Here is a 16,667-nt window from a genome sequence, read left to right on the forward strand (position 1 = left end):
TTTCCCACTTATTGCCGCCCGAAACGGGTCCAAAGCCTCGAATAGGACAGTTGCGCTAGTCCACCGGTCGGCTAGCGAAAGACCACCGTGCGGTGGCCGTCGAGGCGCACCCGCGACTCGCTGTGCCAGCGCACGGCGCGCGACAGCACGGCCGCCTCGACGTCGCGGCCGGCCGCGACCAGCTGGGCCTGGTCGTGGTTGTGGTCGACGCGGATCACGTCCTGCTCGATGATCGGGCCCTCGTCGAGGTCGGCGGTGACGTAGTGCGCGGTCGCGCCGATCAGCTTCACGCCCCGGTCGAAGGCCTGGTGGTAGGGCTTGGCGCCCTTGAAGCTGGGCAGGAACGAGTGGTGGATGTTGATCGCCTGGCCCGAGAGTCGTCGGCAGACGTCGTCGGAGAGCACCTGCATGTAGCGCGCGAGCACGACGAGGTGGATGCCGAGCTCCTCGTGCAGCGCCATCAGCTCGGCCTCGGCGTCGTCCTTGGTCGCGGCCGTGACCGGGATGTGGCGGAACTCCAGCCCGTGGGAGCGCACCAGCGGCTCGGCGTCGCGGTGGTTGGAGACCACGACCGGGATGTCGACGTGCAACGACCCGGTGGAGTGTCGGAACAGCAGGTCGTTGAGGCAGTGCAGGTGCTTGCTGACCATGATCAGGGTGCGGTACGGCGTGACCGCGTCCCACAGCTCGAAGGTCATCTCGAAATCGGCGGCCGTCCCCGCGAACTCCTCGCGCAGCTGCTCGACCGACGGCCGGTCCTTTGGCGGCGCCGTCATCGCGAAGTCGATGCGCATGAAGAAGCGCCCGTTGAGCCGGTCGCCGAACTGCTGGCTCTCCACGATGTTGCCGCCGTGGCGGACCAGGAACCCGGTCACCGCGTGCACGATGCCGGGCCGGTCGGGGCAGTCCAGTGCGAGCACGAAGTCGCCGGACGGTGGTCCGGCGTTGGTGGACGCAGGTGTGACCATCAGTCCCCGAGCTCCTTGCGACGGCGGACGACGAACTCTTCCATCTCCTGCCGGATCGCCTCGTCGAGGGGTGGCTGCTCGTAGGACTCCAACCGGTCGGCGTAGATCTTCGAGGCGCGGGCCGCGGCGTCGAGACCGCCGTTGCGCGACCACTTCTCGTAGTTGTCCGAGGAGGACAGCAGCGGCCGGTAGAAGCAGGTCCGGAACCGCTCCATGGTGTGCATCGCGCCCAGGAAGTGGCCTCCGGCGCCGACCTCCTCGTGGGCACCGAACGCCAGCGAGGCCTCGTCGATCTCGAGCGGGGTGAACTCGGCGCGCATCATCTGGAGCAGCTCGACGTCGACGATGAACTTCTCGTAGCCCGCGACCAGGCCACCCTCGAGCCAGCCGGCGGAGTGCATCACCCAGTTGGTGCCGGCCAGGAAGGTCGGCAGCAGCGTCATCAGGGCCTCGTAGCCGGCCTGCGCGTCCGGGACCTGCGAGGAGGTGAGGGTGCCGCCGGAGCGGAACGGCAGCCCGAAGTGACGGGCGATCTGGCCGGTGCAGAGCAGGCCCATGCCCGACTCGGGGGTGCCGAAGGTGGGCGAGCCCGACTGCATGTCGATGTTGGACAGGAACGACCCGAACACGACCGGGCAGCCCGGCCGGATGGTCTGCGCCAGCGCGATGCCGGTCAGCGCCTCGGCGATCTGCTGCACCAGCGCCGCCGGGATCGTCACCGGGCTCATGGCGCCCATGAGGATGAAGGGCGTGAGCACGACGGCCTGGTTGGCCTCGGCGTACTCGAAGAGCGAGTCGAGCATCCGGTCGTCCCACCGCAGCGGGGAGTTGCAGTTGATCAGCGAGATCAGCGCCGGCGTCTGCTCCATGCTGGCCCGGCCGGCCTCGCGCCCCGCCGACCCGCCGAGCAGGATCGAGGTCAGCTCGATGGTGTCGCGGGCGTTGGGGCCCGAGACCACGTTGCCCATGAACGGCTTGTCGGTGAGCGTCGCCAGCGCGTAGGTCATGTCGAGGTGGCGGCTGTCGAGCGGGGTGTCGTTGGGCTCGCAGATCACGCCGCCGGCGGAGTCCAGGACCGGGAACGACTGGGCCAGCTTGGTGAAGTTGCGGAAGTCCTCCATGGTCGCGTCACGGCGTACGTCGCCCTGGCGCACGAACGGCGGGCCGTAGACCGCGCCGAAGGCCATCGCGTCGCCGCCGACGTGCACGGAGTGCTCGGGGTTGCGGGCCTGCAGGTCGAACTCGCGCGGCGCCTTCGCCACCTGCGCGAGGATCCAGTCGGGGTCGAACTTGACGTTGTCGCCCTCGACTTTCTGGCCCTCGGCCGCGAGCAGGTCCAGGGCGCGCTGGCTCATGAACTCCACGCCCAGCTCGCTCACCAGCCGCCGCCAGCCCTTGTCCAGCGTGGCCATGGCGTCGGCGGAGAGGACCTCGTAGTGGGGCATCCGGTTGCGGAACATGCGGCTCCTCGTGAGCTGGCGGGCGGACGGCGCCGAAACCGACGCGGGGTGGGTGCTTGACCGTGGCGACGCGGGAAACCTAGCCTCACCATGTGGTCAACGTGATCCACATCATGGGAATCCCGTGCGGGACAACCTTGGACCTGCGCCGGGAGGGCGGTCAAGCGTGACGGGCGACCGGAGTGGCGAGAGCACCAGCGGGACGCAGGCGGTCGACCGTGCTGCGGCGCTGCTGACCCGCATCGTCGAGGCCGACCGCCCCGTCACCTTCGCCGAGCTGACCGAGGAGCTCGGGCTGGCCCGCTCGACCACCTCGCGGCTGCTCAACGCGCTGGAGCGTGGACGGCTGCTCGAGCGCACCGCCCCGGGGGAGTACCGCGGCGGACCCCTCTTCGTGCTGTACGCCGCCCGCCACGACCGCACCCAGCAGCTGGCCCGGCTCGCGACACCGATCCTGGAGGCCGTCGGTGAGGTGACCCGCGAGACGGTGCACCTCGCGGTCGCCAACGGCGGCTGGGTCGAGCACGTCGCCCAGGTCGACGGCACCTACCTCCTCGGCGCCAGCGACTGGAACGACGTCGAGGTGCCGGTGCACTGCTCGGCGCTGGGCAAGGTGCTGCTGGCGTGGAAGCGCCTCGAGCTGCCCGACGGGCGTCTGGCGGCCCCGACCGACCAGACGATCACGCTGCGCACCGACCTCGAGGAGGACCTCGAGTGGGTGCGCGAGCACGGCTACGCCGTCACCCACGACGAGCTCGAGATCGGGCTGTCCGGCGTCGCCGCCCCTGTCTTCGGCCCCGACGACGACGTGGTCGCCGCGGTCGGTGTGTCCGGTCCCACGGCGCGGCTGGAGCAGCGCGCCGAGGAGATCGGGCAGCTCCTGGTCCACCACGCCCGGACGCTCTCGAGGCGGCTCCAGCCCGGCACCCCCACGGAAGGCGCGACATGACACCCGACGAGATCCTCAAGGGGCTCTACGACGAGACCCTGCTCGGCAACGGCCCGCGGGTCCTCGAGCTGACCCACGAGGCCCTGGGGATGGAGATGGAGCCGCAGTCGCTGCTCTTCGACGCCCTGATCCCGTCCCTGGAGGAGGTCGGTGCCCGCTTCGAGCGGGGCGACTACTTCGTGCCGGAGATGCTCGTCGCCGGCCGCGCCATGGCCGGCGCGATGGAGGTGCTGCGACCGCTGCTCGCCGAGACCGGCGTCGAGACCGTCGGCAAGTTCCTGATGGGCACCGTCAAGGGCGACGTCCACGACATCGGCAAGAACCTCGTCAACATCATGCTCGAGGGCGCCGGATTCGAGGTGATCGACCTCGGCGTGCAGGTGGCCCCGGAGACGTTCATCGCCAAGATCCAGGAGCACCAGCCCGACATCGTCGGCTTCTCGGCCTTCCTCACCACGACGATGCCGATGTTCAAGGCCAACATCAACGCGCTCCAGAAGGCCGGCATGCGCGACGACGTCATCGTGATGGTGGGCGGCGCGCCGGTCACCCAGGAGTACGCCGACGCGGTCGGTGCCGACGGCTACGCCGCGGACGCCTCGGGCTGCGTGCGCAAGGCCAAGGCCCTGCTGCAGGAGAAGCGCGCGAAGGTGCTCGCCTGATGTCGGGCGAGATGGCAGCCCCGCTGCACACCACCATCCGTTCGGCCACGCGTGAGCTCGTGATCGGCAGCGACCGGCCGTTCTGCATCATCGGTGAGCGCCTGAACCCCACGGGGCGCCGGATCTTCCAGGACCAGATCAAGGCCGGCGACCTCTCCGCGGTCGGGCGTGACGTCAAGGCCCAGGTCGAGGGGGGCGCCGACGTGCTCGACATCAACATGGGGGTGCCGTTGGTCGACGAGGCCGAGCTGCTGGCGAAGGTCATCACGATGGTCCAGGGCCTGACCGACCTGCCGATCTGCATCGACTCCTCGGTCGTCGAGGCGCTCGAGGCGGGCCTGTCGGTCTACCAGGGCCGGGCGCTGGTCAACTCGATCACCGCCGAGGACGAGCGTCTCGAGCAGGTGCTGCCGCTGGTGAAGAAGTACGACGCCGCGGTCGTCGCGCTGCCCAACGACGTCGACGAGATCCCGATGGAGGCCGAGAAGCGCCTCCTGCTGGTGGAGAAGATCGTCCGCGTCGCGACGCAGGAGTACGGCATCGCCATCGAGGACATCGTGATCGACCCGCTGGCGATGCCCATCGGCGCCGACCAGGCCACCGGCCTCTCGACGCTGGAGACGATGCGCGGCATCCGGGAGCGCTGGGGCATGAACATGACCTGTGGCGCCTCCAACGTCTCCTTCGGCATGCCCGGGCGCCACGAGCTCAACGGCGCGTGGCTCGCGATGGCCATGACCGCCGGGCTCTCCAGCGCGATCATGGACGCCCGCACGCCGAGCGTCGTGTCGGCGGTCCGCGCCGCGGACCTGCTCCTGGGCCACGACGAGTGGGGCATGGCGTGGATCTCGCGCGCCCGCGCGGCCCAGGCCGCCCAGAAGGCGGCTGAGAAGGCGGCCGCCGAGGCCGCCCTGGCCGCGACCGCCGAGCCCGCCGCCACGTGAGTGGTCCGGTGCCCCCCGACGTCGCCGTGGCCGAGCTGCGCCGCGAGGGGCTGATCGCGCCCCCCGGGGCCGACCAGCCGATCCACGACGGCAGCGGGCGGGTGCAGCTGTCCTTCACCGTGATCGACGGGCAGGACCGCACCGTGCGCGTCCCGACCGGGGTGACCGTCTTCGACTCCGCGTCGTGGAACGGCATCGCGATCGACTCGACCTGCGGCGGCCACGGCACCTGCCACAAGTGCAAGGTCCGGCTCGACGTCGGCACCCCGGTGACGCGCCACGACCGGCGCACCTTCTCCGACGGCGAGCTCGACCAGGGCTGGCGGCTGGCCTGCCTGGCCACCGCGACGCGCGACCTCGCCGTCGAGGTGCCGCCGCTGACCACCCGTCCCAAGGCGGCCACGGTCGGCGTCGGGCGCCAGGTGATCCTGCGGCCCGCCGTGCAGAAGCGCTACGTCGAGCTGACCGAGCCCACGCTCGCCGACCAGCGCACCGACCTGGTGCGGCTCACCGACGCCGTCGACGACCTCGAGGTCACCGTCGACCTGCCGGTGCTGCGGCGGCTGGGCCGGGTGCTGCGCGAGGCCGACTGGAAGGTCACCGCGGTGGTCGTCGACGAGGCGCTGGTCGACGTCGAGCCCGGCGACACCACCGGCTCGGCGTACGGCATCGCCTTCGACCTCGGCACCACCACCGTCGTGGCGACGCTGCTCGACCTCACCACCGGCACGCCGGTCGCGGTGGCCTCGCGACTCAACGCCCAGCAGCCCTTCGGTGGCGACGTCATCACCCGGATCAGCGCGGTGATGCTCGACCCCGACGCGCTCGACCGGCTCCAGGGGCTGGCCGCGGCCACGCTCGACGAGCTGGCCCAGCAGGTCTGCGTCGAGGGCGGCATCGACCCGGCGCAGGTCTACGAGTGCGCCGTGGCCGGCAACGCCACGATGACCTCGCTGCTGCTCGGCATCGACCCGGAGCCGCTCGGGGTGGCGCCGTTCGTGATGCCGACGGCCCACCCGCCGGTCGTGCTGGCGGCCGAGGTCGGTCTGCGGCTGCACCCGCGGGCGCGGCTCGCGCTGTTCCCGGCGCTCGGTGCCTACGTCGGCGGCGACATCGTGGCCGGCATGCTCGCCACCGGCATGGACCGCGACAAGCGCACCCGGCTCTTCGTCGACGTCGGCACCAACTGCGAGATCGTGCTCAGCGACGGCGACACCCTCGTCTCGACCGCGGCCCCGGCCGGGCCCGCCTTCGAGGGCGGCGCCATCCGCTGCGGCATGCGGGCCGCCGACGGCGCGATCGAGGTGGTCACGGTCGACGTGGGCGAGGGGACCGTCACGCTCGGCGTGATCGGCGACGTCGAGCCGCGCGGGCTGTGCGGCTCCGGCCTGGTCGACGCGGTCTCCGAGCTGGTCCGGGTCGGGCTGCTCGATGCGTCGGGCCGGTTCGTGCCCGAGGAGCAGGCCGCCGCCACGCTGCCGCTGCTCGCCGACCGGCTGACCAAGGTGGGGGAGGAGCGGGTCTTCGTGCTCCACCGGCCCGCGCCCGACACCGACGTCGCCGAGTGCGTCTACCTCTCCCAGCGCGACGTCCGCGAGCTGCAGTTCGCCAAGGCCGCCATCGCCACGGGCTGGGCGCTGCTGCTGGAGCAGCTGGGGCTCGAGCAGGGCGACGTGCAGCAGGTGCTGCTCGCCGGCTCCTTCGGCTCCTACCTCTCGCCCGCCTCCGCGATCCGGATCGGGCTGGTGCCCAAGATCCCGGTGCTGCGCATCGTCTCGGCCGGCAACGTCGCGGGCGAGGGCGCCAAGATGGCGCTGCTCTCGCTGCGCGAGCGCGCCGGCGCCACCACGCTCCTGGAGGAGGTGGAGTATGTCGAGCTCTCGGACCGTCCCGAGTTCAACGACCGGTTCGTCGACCAGCTCTCCTTCCCGGGGTGAGGGGTCCGGCCGCACCGCGCTGGTCGCCTGCGGGGCGATCGCCCAGCCCGCCGCGCGGATCGTCGCGGCGCAGGGGTGGCCGGTCGACGTCCACCCGCTGCCGCCGCTGCTGCACAACCGGCCCGACCGGATCGCCGGCGAGGTGGAGTCGCTGGTCACGCGGGTGCGGCCGGCGTACGACGCGGTGGTGGTGGGATACGCCGACTGCGGCACCTACGGCGCGCTCGACGCGGTGTGCGAGCGGCTCGGCGTACGCCGCCTGTCCGGGCTGCACTGCTACGACGTCTTCGCCGGAGCAACCCGCGTCGAGGAGCTGCTCGAGGACCAGCCGGGCACCTACCTGCTGACCGACTTCCTGGCGCGCTCGTTCGCGCGGACCGTCGAGCAGGAGCTCGGCCTGGACCGCTTCCCCGAGCTGCTGGACGCCTACTTCGGCCACTACACCCGCGTCGTGTGGCTGGCCCAGAGCGACGACGCGACCGAGCTGGCCGAGCTGCGGCCGCTCGCCCAGGATGCCGCGGACCGCCTCGGGCTGCCGCTGCAGGTCGTGCCCACCGGCACCGACGGGCTGATGCTGGCCCTGCGGTCGCTGCTCCCCGAGGAGTCCCTGTGTCCACCATGAAGATCCCCACCGGCGTACGCCGCAGCCAGCGCGGCCCCCGCGCCCAGCGCGCCACCCGCGAGCAGGCGATGCGCCGGCTGCTGGAGCACACCCGCTACGAGGTGCTCCCGACCGCCACCACCGAGGACAAGGTCCTGGCCGCCGTGCCGACCGACGTCGCGGTGACCGTGACCGCGTCGCCGGGCAAGGGCCTGGAGGCGACGCTGACGCTCAGCGAGACCCTCGCCGGCCACGGGTACGCCGTCGTGCCCCACCTCGCCGCCCGCATGGTCCGCGACCACGCGGAGCTGGTCGACATCCGGGCCCGGTTGCGCGCCGCCGGCATCTCCGCGGTGTTCGTACCGGGCGGCGACGCCGAGCCGGCCGGCGACTACACCGACGCCTTCAGCCTGCTCGAGGACCTCGCGACGCTGGCCGACCCGTTCACCCACGTCGGGATCGCGGGCTACCCCGAGAGCCATCCCACCATCGCCGACGACCTGACCGTGCAGGCGATGTGGGACAAGCGCCGCCACGCCACCCACGTGGTGAGCAACCTGACCTTCGACGCCGCGACGATCCGCGACTGGGTCGGCCGGATGCGGCTGCGGGGGATCACGATGCCGTTGCTGCTCGGCATGCCCGGCCCCATCGACCGCGCCAAGCTGCTGACGATGGCGACCAAGATCGGCGTGGGGGAGTCGACCCGCTTCCTGGCCAAGCACAAGGGCACCTTCGCCCGCCTCGCCGCCCCCGGCGGCTTCACCGGCGAGCGCTTCCTGCGCGACTGCGCCACCGTCGCCGCCCAGCCGACCGCCGGCATCGAGGGCCTCCACGTCTTCACCTTCAACCAGGTCGCCGAGACCGAGGCCTGGCGTCAGGGGCTCCTCTCCGAGCTCCCCTGACCGGGCAGTTGTGCTGAGCCCGGACGCGCCGACCGGGCAGTTGTGGTTGCTGTGGGAGCGCCGAGCGGGCAGTTGTGCGCGGTCCGGAGACGCCGACCGGGCGGTTGTGCTGAGCCCGGACGCGCCGACCGGGCGGTTGTGCTGGGTGCGGGAGACCCGAACCGGCCGCGGGATCTCGAGTGCGCCCGCACGGACGGCGGGCCCGGGGTCCGCCCGTGCCCGTACGGACCGCTGACCTGCGCCGCGTCGGTGACATGGTCGCCCGGCTCGACCTGGTTGCGCCCACCGTTGCCGTGGTGGGTCACCCCAGTGTGTGGCGCCAGGAACTCGTCGAGGTGATGGCCGAGCGGATGCCCGGAGCCGCGGTGGGTGCGGACCTGCCGGTGTGGCTGGAGCCCGACGCGGAGGAGGCGGGCTTCCAGCTGGTGCAGCGGGAGTGGGAGGACAGCGGCGGAAGGGCGCGCGGCGAAGTCCTCGGCACCTGGTCCGTGGCGCCATACAACCCTGGGCGTACGCAGCCCACGTCACGGAGGTCGTGCCCGTCGTCGACGTCGTGTTCGTGCCGGTCAGCGGTGTCCGCCCGCCCCGGGTCATCCGGTTCGGCTGGGACGATCCCGCCGAGGTCCTGTGGGACGAGGACAACGCCTACCTGGGAGAACTCCCGGGCCTGTTGCCCCTCCCGTGACCGCTTCGGACGGCACCGGAGACCTGGGTGCGCTGAGCAGAACTGCCCGCTCGGCGCCCCATGGCCGAGCAGAACTGCCCGGTCGGCGTCCAACAGCTGAGCAGAACTGCCCGGTCGGCGGGGCTACCAGATGCGGACGCGGTCGGCCTCGTCGAGCCAGAGGCCGTCGCCGGGCTTCACCTCGAACGCCTCGTGGAACTCCTCGAGGTTGCGGGCGATGTTGGCGCGGAACTCCGGCGGGGAGTGGGGGTCGGTGGCCAGGAAGGTCGTGGCCAGCTCTTCGCGGCGCTTGGTGCGCCAGACGTAGGCCCAGTTGAGGAACAGCCGCTGCACGCCGGTCAGGCCGTCGCGCTCGGGCACGGGCTCCTCGCCGAGGAAGATCCGGTAGGCCTTGAGCGCGATGGTCAGGCCGCCGAGGTCGCCGATGTTCTCCCCGACGGTCAGGGCGCCGTTGACGTGCTCGCCGGGGAGGTCGCGCGGCTCGTAGCCGTCGTACTGGCTGATCAGCGCCTTGGACTTCACCTCGAAGGCGGCCTTGTCGGCCGGGGTCCACCAGTCGTTGAGGTTGCCGTGGCCGTCGTACTGCGCGCCCTGGTCGTCGAAGCCGTGCCCGATCTCGTGGCCGATGACCGCGCCGATGCCGCCGTAGTTCTCGGCCGGGTCGGCCTCGGCGTCGAAGAACGGCTTCTGCAGGATGCCGGCCGGGAAGCAGATCTCGTTGGTGCCGGGGTTGTAGTAGGCGTTGACGGTCTGCGGGAGCATGAACCACTCGTCGCGGTCGACGGGGGCGCCGATCTTGCGCAGCTCGCGGTCGGTCTCGTAGGCCGTGGAGGCGAGCACGTTGCCGAGCAGGTCGTCGGAGGAGATGGCCAGGTCGGAGTAGTCGCGCCACTTCTCGGGGTAGCCGATCTTGGGCACGAAGGTGTCGAGCTTGTCGTAGGCCCGCTGCTTGGTCTCCTCGGTCATCCAGTCCAGGCCGGAGATCGACTGTCGGTAGGCCTCGAGGAGGTTGGCCACGAGACCGTCCATCAGCTCCTTGGAGCGCGGCGGGAAGTGACGCGAGACGTACTCCCGGCCGACCGCCTCGCCCAGCGCGCCCTGCACCAGCGCGACGCCGCGCTTCCAGCGCGCCCGCAGTTCGGGCGTGCCGGACAGGGTGCGGCCGTAGAAGTCGAAGTTGGTCTCCACGAAGTCGCCCGAGAGGTAGGCCGCGGCGGTGCGCAGCGCGCGCACGGTCAGGAACGCCTTCCAGTCCTCGATCGAGGCCTCGCCGAGCACGACCTCGAGGTGCTCGAAGAACGAGGGCTGCCGCACGATCGTCTCGGCGATGGTGGCCCGGTCGCCGCCGAGCGCGGCGATCCACGCGGTGAAGTCGAAGCTGGGCACGGTCGCCTCGAGCTCGGCCAGGGTGCGCAGGTTGTAGGTCTTGATGACGTCGCGGGTGGCCGCGCGCTCCCAGTGGCCCGCGGCGATGCGGGTCTCCAGGGCCAGCACGCGCGCGGCGGTGGCCTCGGCGTCGGGCCGCTCGGCCAGGGTCAGCAGCCGACGGAGGTAGGCGACGTACTTCTCCCGCACCTCGGCGTGCTTGTCCTCGCGGTAGTAGCTCTCGTCGGGCAGGCCGATGCCGCCCTGGCCGACCTGGACGAGGTAGCGGTCGGAGTCACGGTCGTCGGTGTCGACGAAGGAGCCGAACAGCCCACCGCCGCCGCGCCGCTCGAAGGCCCCGAGGAACTGCGCCAGCGAGGCCAGGTCGGAGATCGCGTCGACCTGCTCCAGCAGCGGCACGATCGGGCTGTAGCCCAGCTCGTCCACGCGCTCCTCGTCCATGAAGCTGGCGTAGAGGTCGCCGATCTTGCGCGCCTCCTCGCCCTCGATGCGGCCCTGGGCGCAGGCCTCGACGATCTCGCGGACGTGCTCCTCGGCCTGGTCGGCGAGCATCACGAACGGGCCCCACGAGGAGCGGTCGTCGGGGATGGTCGCGGAGTCGAGCCACCGGCCGTTGACGTGGCCGAACAGGTCGTCCTGCACGCGGATGTCGGGGTCCATGCCCTCGCGGGCGTCGTCGAGGATCGTCACCTCGTCGAATCTACCGGCGGGGGCCGACAGCCCGGGGGTGGTCGCGGCGACGTTCGCGCTCAGCCGAATCGGCGGCGGTGCTCCTCGCGGGCCCGCGTGTAGTCCTCGACCTGCTCGACGGCGTCCCAGGCGGCCTTGAAGATGCGGGCGCACTCGGCCTTGACGGGGTCCTCGGGCCCGCGGGGCAGCTCGGCCCGGCCGTGGGAGCCGCTCTGCCCCTTCCGGTCGTCCGGCACCGGCCCGTCGTACTTCTTGCCGCCGGGGTGGTTGGCGTAGCGCCGCGACCGGGTGAACCCCATCTGGAGGTACTTCCGCGCCATGTCGGCGCCGACGACGTCGCCGGCCTCGAGGTAGGCGTGGAAGCGCTCGGTGATGGCCGCCGCGCTCTCCCGGGCCTTGTCGGGCGTGGCGAAGCGCCACAGCGGGAGCAGCTCGCCCTTGTAGGGCTGCACCGTCAGCACGCCCTGCTCACCCCGGGCGACGCGGTAGGTCTCGGGGTGCGCGCGGGCGTCGTCGGACTCACTCACGACGTCCCCGTGCCCAGGCGGGTGGGGTTCAGCCCTGCGGCAGGTCGAAGACCAGCAGTGTGCTGGAGCAGGTCGCCACCACGGCGCCCGACGCGTCGGTGACCACGCCCTCGGTGAAGCCGACCCGCGACCCCGCCTTGACGACCGTGCCGACGGCGGTGAGCCGGCCGCTGCTGGCGCGGACGGCCTTGAGGTAGCTGACCTTGATCTCGACCGAGGTGTAGCCCTTGCCCGCCGGGAGCGTGCTGTGCAGCGCGCACCCCGCGACGGAGTCGAGCAGCGTGCACACGAGCCCGCCGTGCACGGCTCCGATGGGGTTGTACGCCGACTCGTCCGGCGTGCACGCGAACTCGACCCGGCCGTGCTCGGCGCTGACCAGCTCCATCTGCACCAGGCTCGAGATCGGCGGCGGTGCGATCCGGCCCTCGACCATCGCCTGCAGGTAGTCCAGACCCGGCAGCGCCAGCCCGGCGCTCGCCGAGCGCAGCGGGTCGTGCCAGGTGACGGTGCGCGAGCGCGGATCGCCCCAGTCCTGGTTGGACGCAGCGGGGGTCGGCTCGGTGATCGGTTCGGTCATCGGGGCTCCTCGGGGGTGGGGTCGGGGATCGCGCTGCGGTCGCGCAGCAGACGGAGGGTCTCGCGGTGGCGGTCCCGGTCGGGGTCGTCGGGGCTCACCGCGTGGTCGCGGCCCCAGACCAGCAGGGCCGTGAGCACGGGCAGCAGGTCGCGGCCCGACCCGGTGAGGTGGTAGTCGAACCGGTCCGGGCCGGACTGGTACTGCCGGCGCTCGAGCACGCCCGCCCCGGTCAGCGACCGCAGCCGTGCGGCGACGCGGTCGCGCGGGGCGCCCGTGCCGGTGACGATGTCGCCGAAGCGGTGCGCACCGAGGGCGACCTCGCGCACCACCAGCAGCGACCACCGCTCGCCGACCAGCTCGAGGGTCGCGGCGACGGGGCAGGGGCGACCGGGCAGCTGCGCGAGCGGGACGGTGGTCACGGTGCCTCCGGTCGGGGTGGCGGTGGAGAGGGGTTCGAGGCTAGGTTCGGCCCGGTGAGTTCGAAAGTCAAACTGACCGACCCGACCGAGCTGCGCGGCACCCGCCCCGACCGCACCCTGCTGCTCGTCGCGCTCGGGACGGCCCTGGTGCTCGTCACCTACGTGACCCCCATGGCGACCGTCCCGCTGACCGCCGCCGACCTCGACCTCGGTGCGGGCACCCGGGCCTGGGTGCTGAGCTCGATGAGCGTCGGCCTGGCCGCCGGGCTGCTGACCACCGGCGCGCTCGGCGACGCCCGGGGCCGCCGTCGGGTGTACGTCGCCGGGCTGGTCGCCCTGGGTCTCGGGGCGCTGGCGTGCGCCGCCGCCCCGACGGGCGTGGTCCTCGTCGCGGCGCGCGTGGTGCAGGGCCTGGGGGGCGCAGCCGTCCTCTCCTGCGGCCTCGCGGTGCTGGCCCACGTCTTCCCCGAGCCGGCGGCGCGCGTCCGCGCCACGGGGGTCTGGGGGGCGAGCGTGGGGCTCGGCATCACGGCCGGCGCGCTCCTGGCCGCGGGCCTGGAGGTCGGCTCCGGGTGGCGGGAGACCTACGCCCTCACCGGCGCGGCGGCCCTGGCCCTGGCGCTGCCGAGCGCCCGGGGCATCGCCGAGTCGGCCGCCCAGCGGCCGCGGCGGCTCGACGTCGCCGGCGCCACCCTCCTCGGCCTGGGACTCACCCTGCTCGTCGCGGGGCTGACCCAGGTGCGGGGCGGCGTGTCCGGCGTCGTGGTCGTGCTCCTGGTGGCCGCGGTCGTCTCCCTGGTGTCGTTCGTGGTGGTGGAGGGCCGGGTGCGCGAGCCCATGGTCGAGCTGTCGCTGCTGCGGCAGCCGGGGTTCCTCGGGGCCACCGTGGGCGCGCTGGCGGTGGGGCTGGGGATCATCGGCATGACCTCCAACGTGCCGCTGGTGGTGCAGGTGGGGCTGGGCGGGAGCCTGTGGGTGGCGACCTGGCTGGTGGTGACCTGGTCCGCGACCAGCGTCGCCTCCTCGCTGCTGCTGCGGCGCTGGCGGCGCCCGCTCGCGGGCGGTCCGACCGTCGCCGCCGGCCTGGGCGTCGTCGGGGCGGGCCAGCTCCTGGGTCTCGGGCTGGGGGTCGACTCCTCGCCGTGGCGGCTGCTGCCCTCGATGGTCGTCGCCGGCCTCGCGAGCGGGGTGCTCAACGCCGTGCTGGGCCGCGAGGCGGTGGCGTCGGTCCCGCGCGACCGGGCGGCGATGGGCAGCGGGACCAACAACACCGCCCGCTACCTGGGGGCCGCCTCCGGCATCACGTTGTTCACGGTCCTGGCCCAGCACGCCGGCGGGGCGGCGACGTCGGCCGGGCTGGTGGCCGGCTGGACGGTCGCGGTCCTGGTCTCCGCGGGCCTGTCCTGGCTGGGCGCGGTGGTCGTGCTGGTGGTGTCCCGGCGCAGGAGAGCCGATCAGTGAACCAGAGCTGCGCTCGTTGTTCAGGTCTTCGTGCAGATCTGTCGGGAAGTTGCCGGATAAACCATCTGCCGGTCTAGTCCCATATAGACACTTCCGGTCGCTATAGCCCCGATGCACCATTTCGAGTAGAGATGTCGATCGTTGACCCGTCACTCTTCTCGTGCTGGTCCGCACCACCGTGGGCCACTTCCTGGAGGGGGAATCCCATGTCTGTTCGCTCCGCTTTCCGCCACAAGCGTCTCGTCGCCGCCGCGTCCGTCCCGGTCGCCGTGATCGCCTCCGGCGCGCTGGTCTGGCAGTCGACGTACGCCGCGTTCTCCGACACCACCACGAGCCCGACCAACAACTGGTCGACCGGCACCGTCAAGCTCGCCGACAACGACGCCGACACCGCCCTCTTCACCGCCGGCAACCTCAAGCCCGGCTCCACCGCCGCCCGCTGCATCACGGTCACCTCGAGCGGCACGCTCGCCTCGACCGTGAAGCTCTACGGCACCGGCTTCACCCAGACCAAGGCCCTGGGCGACGTCATCAACCTGCAGGTCCAGGAGGGCACCGGCGCCACCAACGCCGGCTGCGCCGGCTTCGTGGCCGACACGGCCCCGGCCGCCACCATCTTCACCGGCACGCTCACCGCGTTCTCGGGCAGGACCAGCTTCGCCAACGGGGTCGGCACCTGGGCCCCCGCCGGCGGCACCGCCCCCGTCAGCGAGGCGAAGAGCTACCGGGTGACCTACACCGTCAGCGCCGGCGCCGACAACAACTACCAGGGCGGCACCGCCTCGATCGGGCTCACCTGGGAGGCCCAGAACAGCTGAGCCCCGGCTGATCTGACCGCCACCGATCTCGGGTCTCCAGGAAGCGAACGATGAGCACGATCCACCTCCCCCTCCAGCGTCCGGCCCCCGGCCCGGCGTCCGCTGACGCGGCGCCGGCCGGGGACCCGGCCTGGTCCCGGGTGCTGCTGGTCGCCGGCTCGCGAGCCGCCCTGGCGGTGGTGCTCTCGCTGGTGGTCTGGTCGGTCCTGCCGGCCGCCCTGGGCTGGTCGCCCCGGGTGATCATGTCCGGCTCGATGATGCCCCGGATCCACGTCGGCGACGTCGTCGTCGACCGTCAGGTCGACCCGAGCGTGCTCACCGAGGGACGGATCGTCACCGTCACCGACCCCGACCACCCCGAGAAGACCCGGACGCACCGCTTCCTGCGTCTCGACGAGGCGGGGAGGCTGGTCACGCAGGGTGACGCCAACGACGCCCCGGACTCGACGCCGGTCGACCCCGACGACGTCCTGGGTCTCGCGGCGCTGCGCGTGCCCTACGTCGGGCTCCCGGTCACGTGGATGGCCCAGGGGCAGCTCGCCCCCGTCGGCATCACCGTCACGGTGCTGCTGCTGCTCGGCCTCGCCGCCACCACGCCGCTGCGGTTCGCCGACCCCGATGACGAGGATGACGCCCCTGACGAGGACACGACCGACGACGCTCCCGACGACCGGGACGCCGGGCTCGGGATCCTCGGCGCCGACGCCGAGCGCCGCCGCGCGGACCTGCGGGCGCGGGCGCCACGACGCGGCGGACGCGTCGTCACCCGCTCGGCCCGTGCCGTCGTCGTACGCCGCCCGCGTCTCCTCGGTCTCGCCGGGGCGGCCCTGGGCGCGCTCCTGGCGACGGGGCTCACCACCCAGGCGACCTACGCCGCGCTGTCGTCGACCGCGTCCAACCCCACCACCAGCTTCGCTGCCGCCGCCCTCTTCGACGCCGGCGCCTACCCGGACGCCGTACGGGCGGACGGCCCGCTCCTGTACTGGCGGATGGACGAGCCGTCCGGCGCGACCGTGGCCGACGCCGCGACGGGGGCCGCCGACCCGGGCACGCTGCGGGGGTCCTTCACCCGCGGCTCCGAGAGCGGCCTGCCCTCGGAGCCCTCGTCCCGCTCGACGACGTTCGCCGCGGCGACCCTCGTGGAGGACAATCCGACCTCGGCCCAGACGGCGCGGTTCACCGTCGAGGCCTGGATCAGGACCATCTCGACCGCCGGGGGCCTGGTCGTCGGTCTCGGCAACACGGGCGGCGCCACCGCCCCGACGACCGTCGACCGCGTGCTCTTCCTCTCGCCGGACGGCCGGCTGCGTCTCGGCGTCGACGGCAGGGTCCTCGCCTCCAGCCGGGCACCGCTCAACGACGGGAGGTGGCACCACGTCGCGGGCGTGCTCGACGGCAACGGCAACCTCGACGCGACGCTCTACGTCGACGGCCAGTCCCAGGGGCCGGGCCTCAAGGGCAAGCCCGCCCTCAACAACGGGCACTGGCGCGTGGGTGGGGGCAGCCTGACCGGCTACCCCAACGCCCCGGCCGGGGCCGGCGCGCTGGCCGGGATGGTCGACGAGGTCGCCGTCTACGGCACCGCGCTCGCGGTGGAGCGGATCCAGGCCCACTACGCGACGGCGTGGCGCTGAACAAAACAGACAGGCTTGACTGTTTGTTGCTGCCCGGGCGAGGA

The 16,667-nt window shown here is 72.5% G+C and carries 15 protein-coding genes and 1 pseudogene; 10 read left to right on the plus strand and 6 right to left on the minus strand.

The features are described 5' to 3' along the window. Positions 1–71: 71 nt before the first annotated feature. Positions 72–968, minus strand: a complete 897-nt coding sequence (gene purU / locus EDD33_RS00305) for a formyltetrahydrofolate deformylase (RefSeq protein ID WP_123388646.1) — start codon at positions 966–968, stop codon at positions 72–74. Further along, positions 968–2,449 (minus strand): annotated as a pseudogene (locus EDD33_RS00310) (trimethylamine methyltransferase family protein); the annotation flags it as partial. The pseudogene EDD33_RS00310 and the gene purU, both read right to left, overlap by 1 nt. Before the next feature lie 145 nt (positions 2,450–2,594). Here EDD33_RS00310 and EDD33_RS00315 point away from each other — a divergent pair. From EDD33_RS00315 to EDD33_RS19850, 7 genes are all read left to right on the plus strand, one after another. Further along, positions 2,595–3,377 (plus strand): IclR family transcriptional regulator, encoded by a 783-nt coding sequence (locus tag EDD33_RS00315; RefSeq protein ID WP_211332359.1) that lies wholly within the window; start codon positions 2,595–2,597, stop codon positions 3,375–3,377. Then, positions 3,374–4,039, plus strand: coding sequence for a corrinoid protein (locus EDD33_RS00320; protein WP_123388649.1), 666 nt, complete (start codon positions 3,374–3,376; stop codon positions 4,037–4,039). The genes EDD33_RS00315 and EDD33_RS00320 overlap by 4 nt, the downstream gene beginning before the upstream one ends. A gap of 11 nt (positions 4,040–4,050) precedes the next feature. Continuing rightward, positions 4,051–4,983 carry a dihydropteroate synthase gene (locus EDD33_RS00325; protein ID WP_123392816.1) on the plus strand — a complete coding sequence of 311 codons (933 nt, stop codon included), beginning with the start codon at positions 4,051–4,053 and terminating at the stop codon, positions 4,981–4,983. 8 nt (positions 4,984–4,991) lie between these two features. Then, positions 4,992–6,920 carry an ASKHA domain-containing protein gene (locus EDD33_RS00330; protein WP_211332360.1) on the plus strand — a complete coding sequence of 643 codons (1,929 nt, stop codon included), beginning with the start codon at positions 4,992–4,994 and terminating at the stop codon, positions 6,918–6,920. Then, the gene (locus EDD33_RS00335; protein ID WP_123388651.1) at positions 6,853–7,542 is read left to right on the plus strand and encodes a DUF1638 domain-containing protein; all 690 of its coding nucleotides are present in this window, start codon (positions 6,853–6,855) and stop codon (positions 7,540–7,542) included. Before EDD33_RS00330 ends, EDD33_RS00335 begins: the two co-directional genes overlap by 68 nt. Next, entirely contained in the window at positions 7,539–8,426 is an 888-nt protein-coding gene (locus tag EDD33_RS00340) for a methylenetetrahydrofolate reductase (protein WP_246003623.1), read from the plus strand. Before EDD33_RS00335 ends, EDD33_RS00340 begins: the two co-directional genes overlap by 4 nt. A 535-nt stretch (positions 8,427–8,961) precedes the next feature. Continuing rightward, positions 8,962–9,111 (plus strand): hypothetical protein, encoded by a 150-nt coding sequence (locus EDD33_RS19850; protein WP_170169658.1) that lies wholly within the window; start codon positions 8,962–8,964, stop codon positions 9,109–9,111. Between the two features lie 123 nt (positions 9,112–9,234). On the opposite strand, the gene EDD33_RS00345 is transcribed toward EDD33_RS19850, so the two are convergent. From EDD33_RS00345 to EDD33_RS00360, 4 genes are read right to left on the minus strand one after another with little or no spacing between them, the layout of a single operon-like run. After that, positions 9,235–11,187 (minus strand): M13 family metallopeptidase, encoded by a 1,953-nt coding sequence (locus tag EDD33_RS00345; RefSeq protein ID WP_123388652.1) that lies wholly within the window; start codon positions 11,185–11,187, stop codon positions 9,235–9,237. Between the two features lie 59 nt (positions 11,188–11,246). After that, complete coding sequence (locus EDD33_RS00350) at positions 11,247–11,714, minus strand: DUF4385 domain-containing protein (protein WP_123388653.1); 468 nt, start codon at positions 11,712–11,714, stop codon at positions 11,247–11,249. A gap of 28 nt (positions 11,715–11,742) precedes the next feature. Further along, positions 11,743–12,291: a PaaI family thioesterase gene (locus tag EDD33_RS00355; protein ID WP_123388654.1), complete on the minus strand. Its 549-nt coding sequence runs from the start codon at positions 12,289–12,291 to the stop codon at positions 11,743–11,745. Beyond that, a complete protein-coding gene (locus tag EDD33_RS00360) occupies positions 12,288–12,710 on the minus strand; it encodes a winged helix-turn-helix transcriptional regulator (RefSeq protein ID WP_123388655.1) in 423 nt (140 codons plus the stop codon). Before EDD33_RS00360 ends, EDD33_RS00355 begins: the two co-directional genes overlap by 4 nt. 54 nt (positions 12,711–12,764) lie before the next feature. Here EDD33_RS00360 and EDD33_RS00365 point away from each other — a divergent pair, with 54 nt between their 5' ends. The 3 genes from EDD33_RS00365 (at position 12,765) to EDD33_RS00375 (ending at position 16,623) form a co-directional block, all read left to right on the plus strand. Continuing rightward, the gene (locus EDD33_RS00365; protein WP_123388656.1) at positions 12,765–14,171 is read left to right on the plus strand and encodes an MFS transporter; all 1,407 of its coding nucleotides are present in this window, start codon (positions 12,765–12,767) and stop codon (positions 14,169–14,171) included. Positions 14,172–14,377: 206 nt separating this feature from the next. After that, on the plus strand, positions 14,378–14,989 hold the full coding sequence (locus EDD33_RS00370) for a TasA family protein (RefSeq protein ID WP_123388657.1): 612 nt from the start codon (positions 14,378–14,380) through the stop codon (positions 14,987–14,989). A 50-nt stretch (positions 14,990–15,039) separates the two neighbouring features. Next, positions 15,040–16,623, plus strand: coding sequence for a signal peptidase I (locus tag EDD33_RS00375; protein ID WP_123388658.1), 1,584 nt, complete (start codon positions 15,040–15,042; stop codon positions 16,621–16,623). Positions 16,624–16,667 lie beyond the last annotated feature (44 nt).

This window comes from Nocardioides aurantiacus (assembly GCF_003752505.1).
GTDB lineage: Bacteria > Actinomycetota > Actinomycetes > Propionibacteriales > Nocardioidaceae > Marmoricola > Marmoricola aurantiacus.

Excerpts from the sequence above, each read along its gene's own strand:
- EDD33_RS00370 (WP_123388657.1), top strand. The coding sequence starts at position 14,378 with ATGTCTGTTCGCTCCGCTTTCCGCCACAAGCGTCTCGTCGCCGCCGCG.
- EDD33_RS00340 (WP_246003623.1), top strand. The coding sequence starts at position 7,539 with ATGAAGATCCCCACCGGCGTACGCCGCAGCCAGCGCGGCCCCCGCGCC.
- EDD33_RS00320 (WP_123388649.1), top strand. The coding sequence starts at position 3,374 with ATGACACCCGACGAGATCCTCAAGGGGCTCTACGACGAGACCCTGCTC.
- EDD33_RS00325 (WP_123392816.1), top strand. The coding sequence starts at position 4,051 with ATGGCAGCCCCGCTGCACACCACCATCCGTTCGGCCACGCGTGAGCTC.
- EDD33_RS00355 (WP_123388654.1), bottom strand. The coding sequence starts at position 12,291 with ATGACCGAACCGATCACCGAGCCGACCCCCGCTGCGTCCAACCAGGAC.
- EDD33_RS00375 (WP_123388658.1), top strand. The coding sequence starts at position 15,040 with ATGAGCACGATCCACCTCCCCCTCCAGCGTCCGGCCCCCGGCCCGGCG.
- purU (WP_123388646.1), bottom strand. The coding sequence starts at position 968 with ATGGTCACACCTGCGTCCACCAACGCCGGACCACCGTCCGGCGACTTC.
- EDD33_RS00335 (WP_123388651.1), top strand. The coding sequence starts at position 6,853 with ATGTCGAGCTCTCGGACCGTCCCGAGTTCAACGACCGGTTCGTCGACC.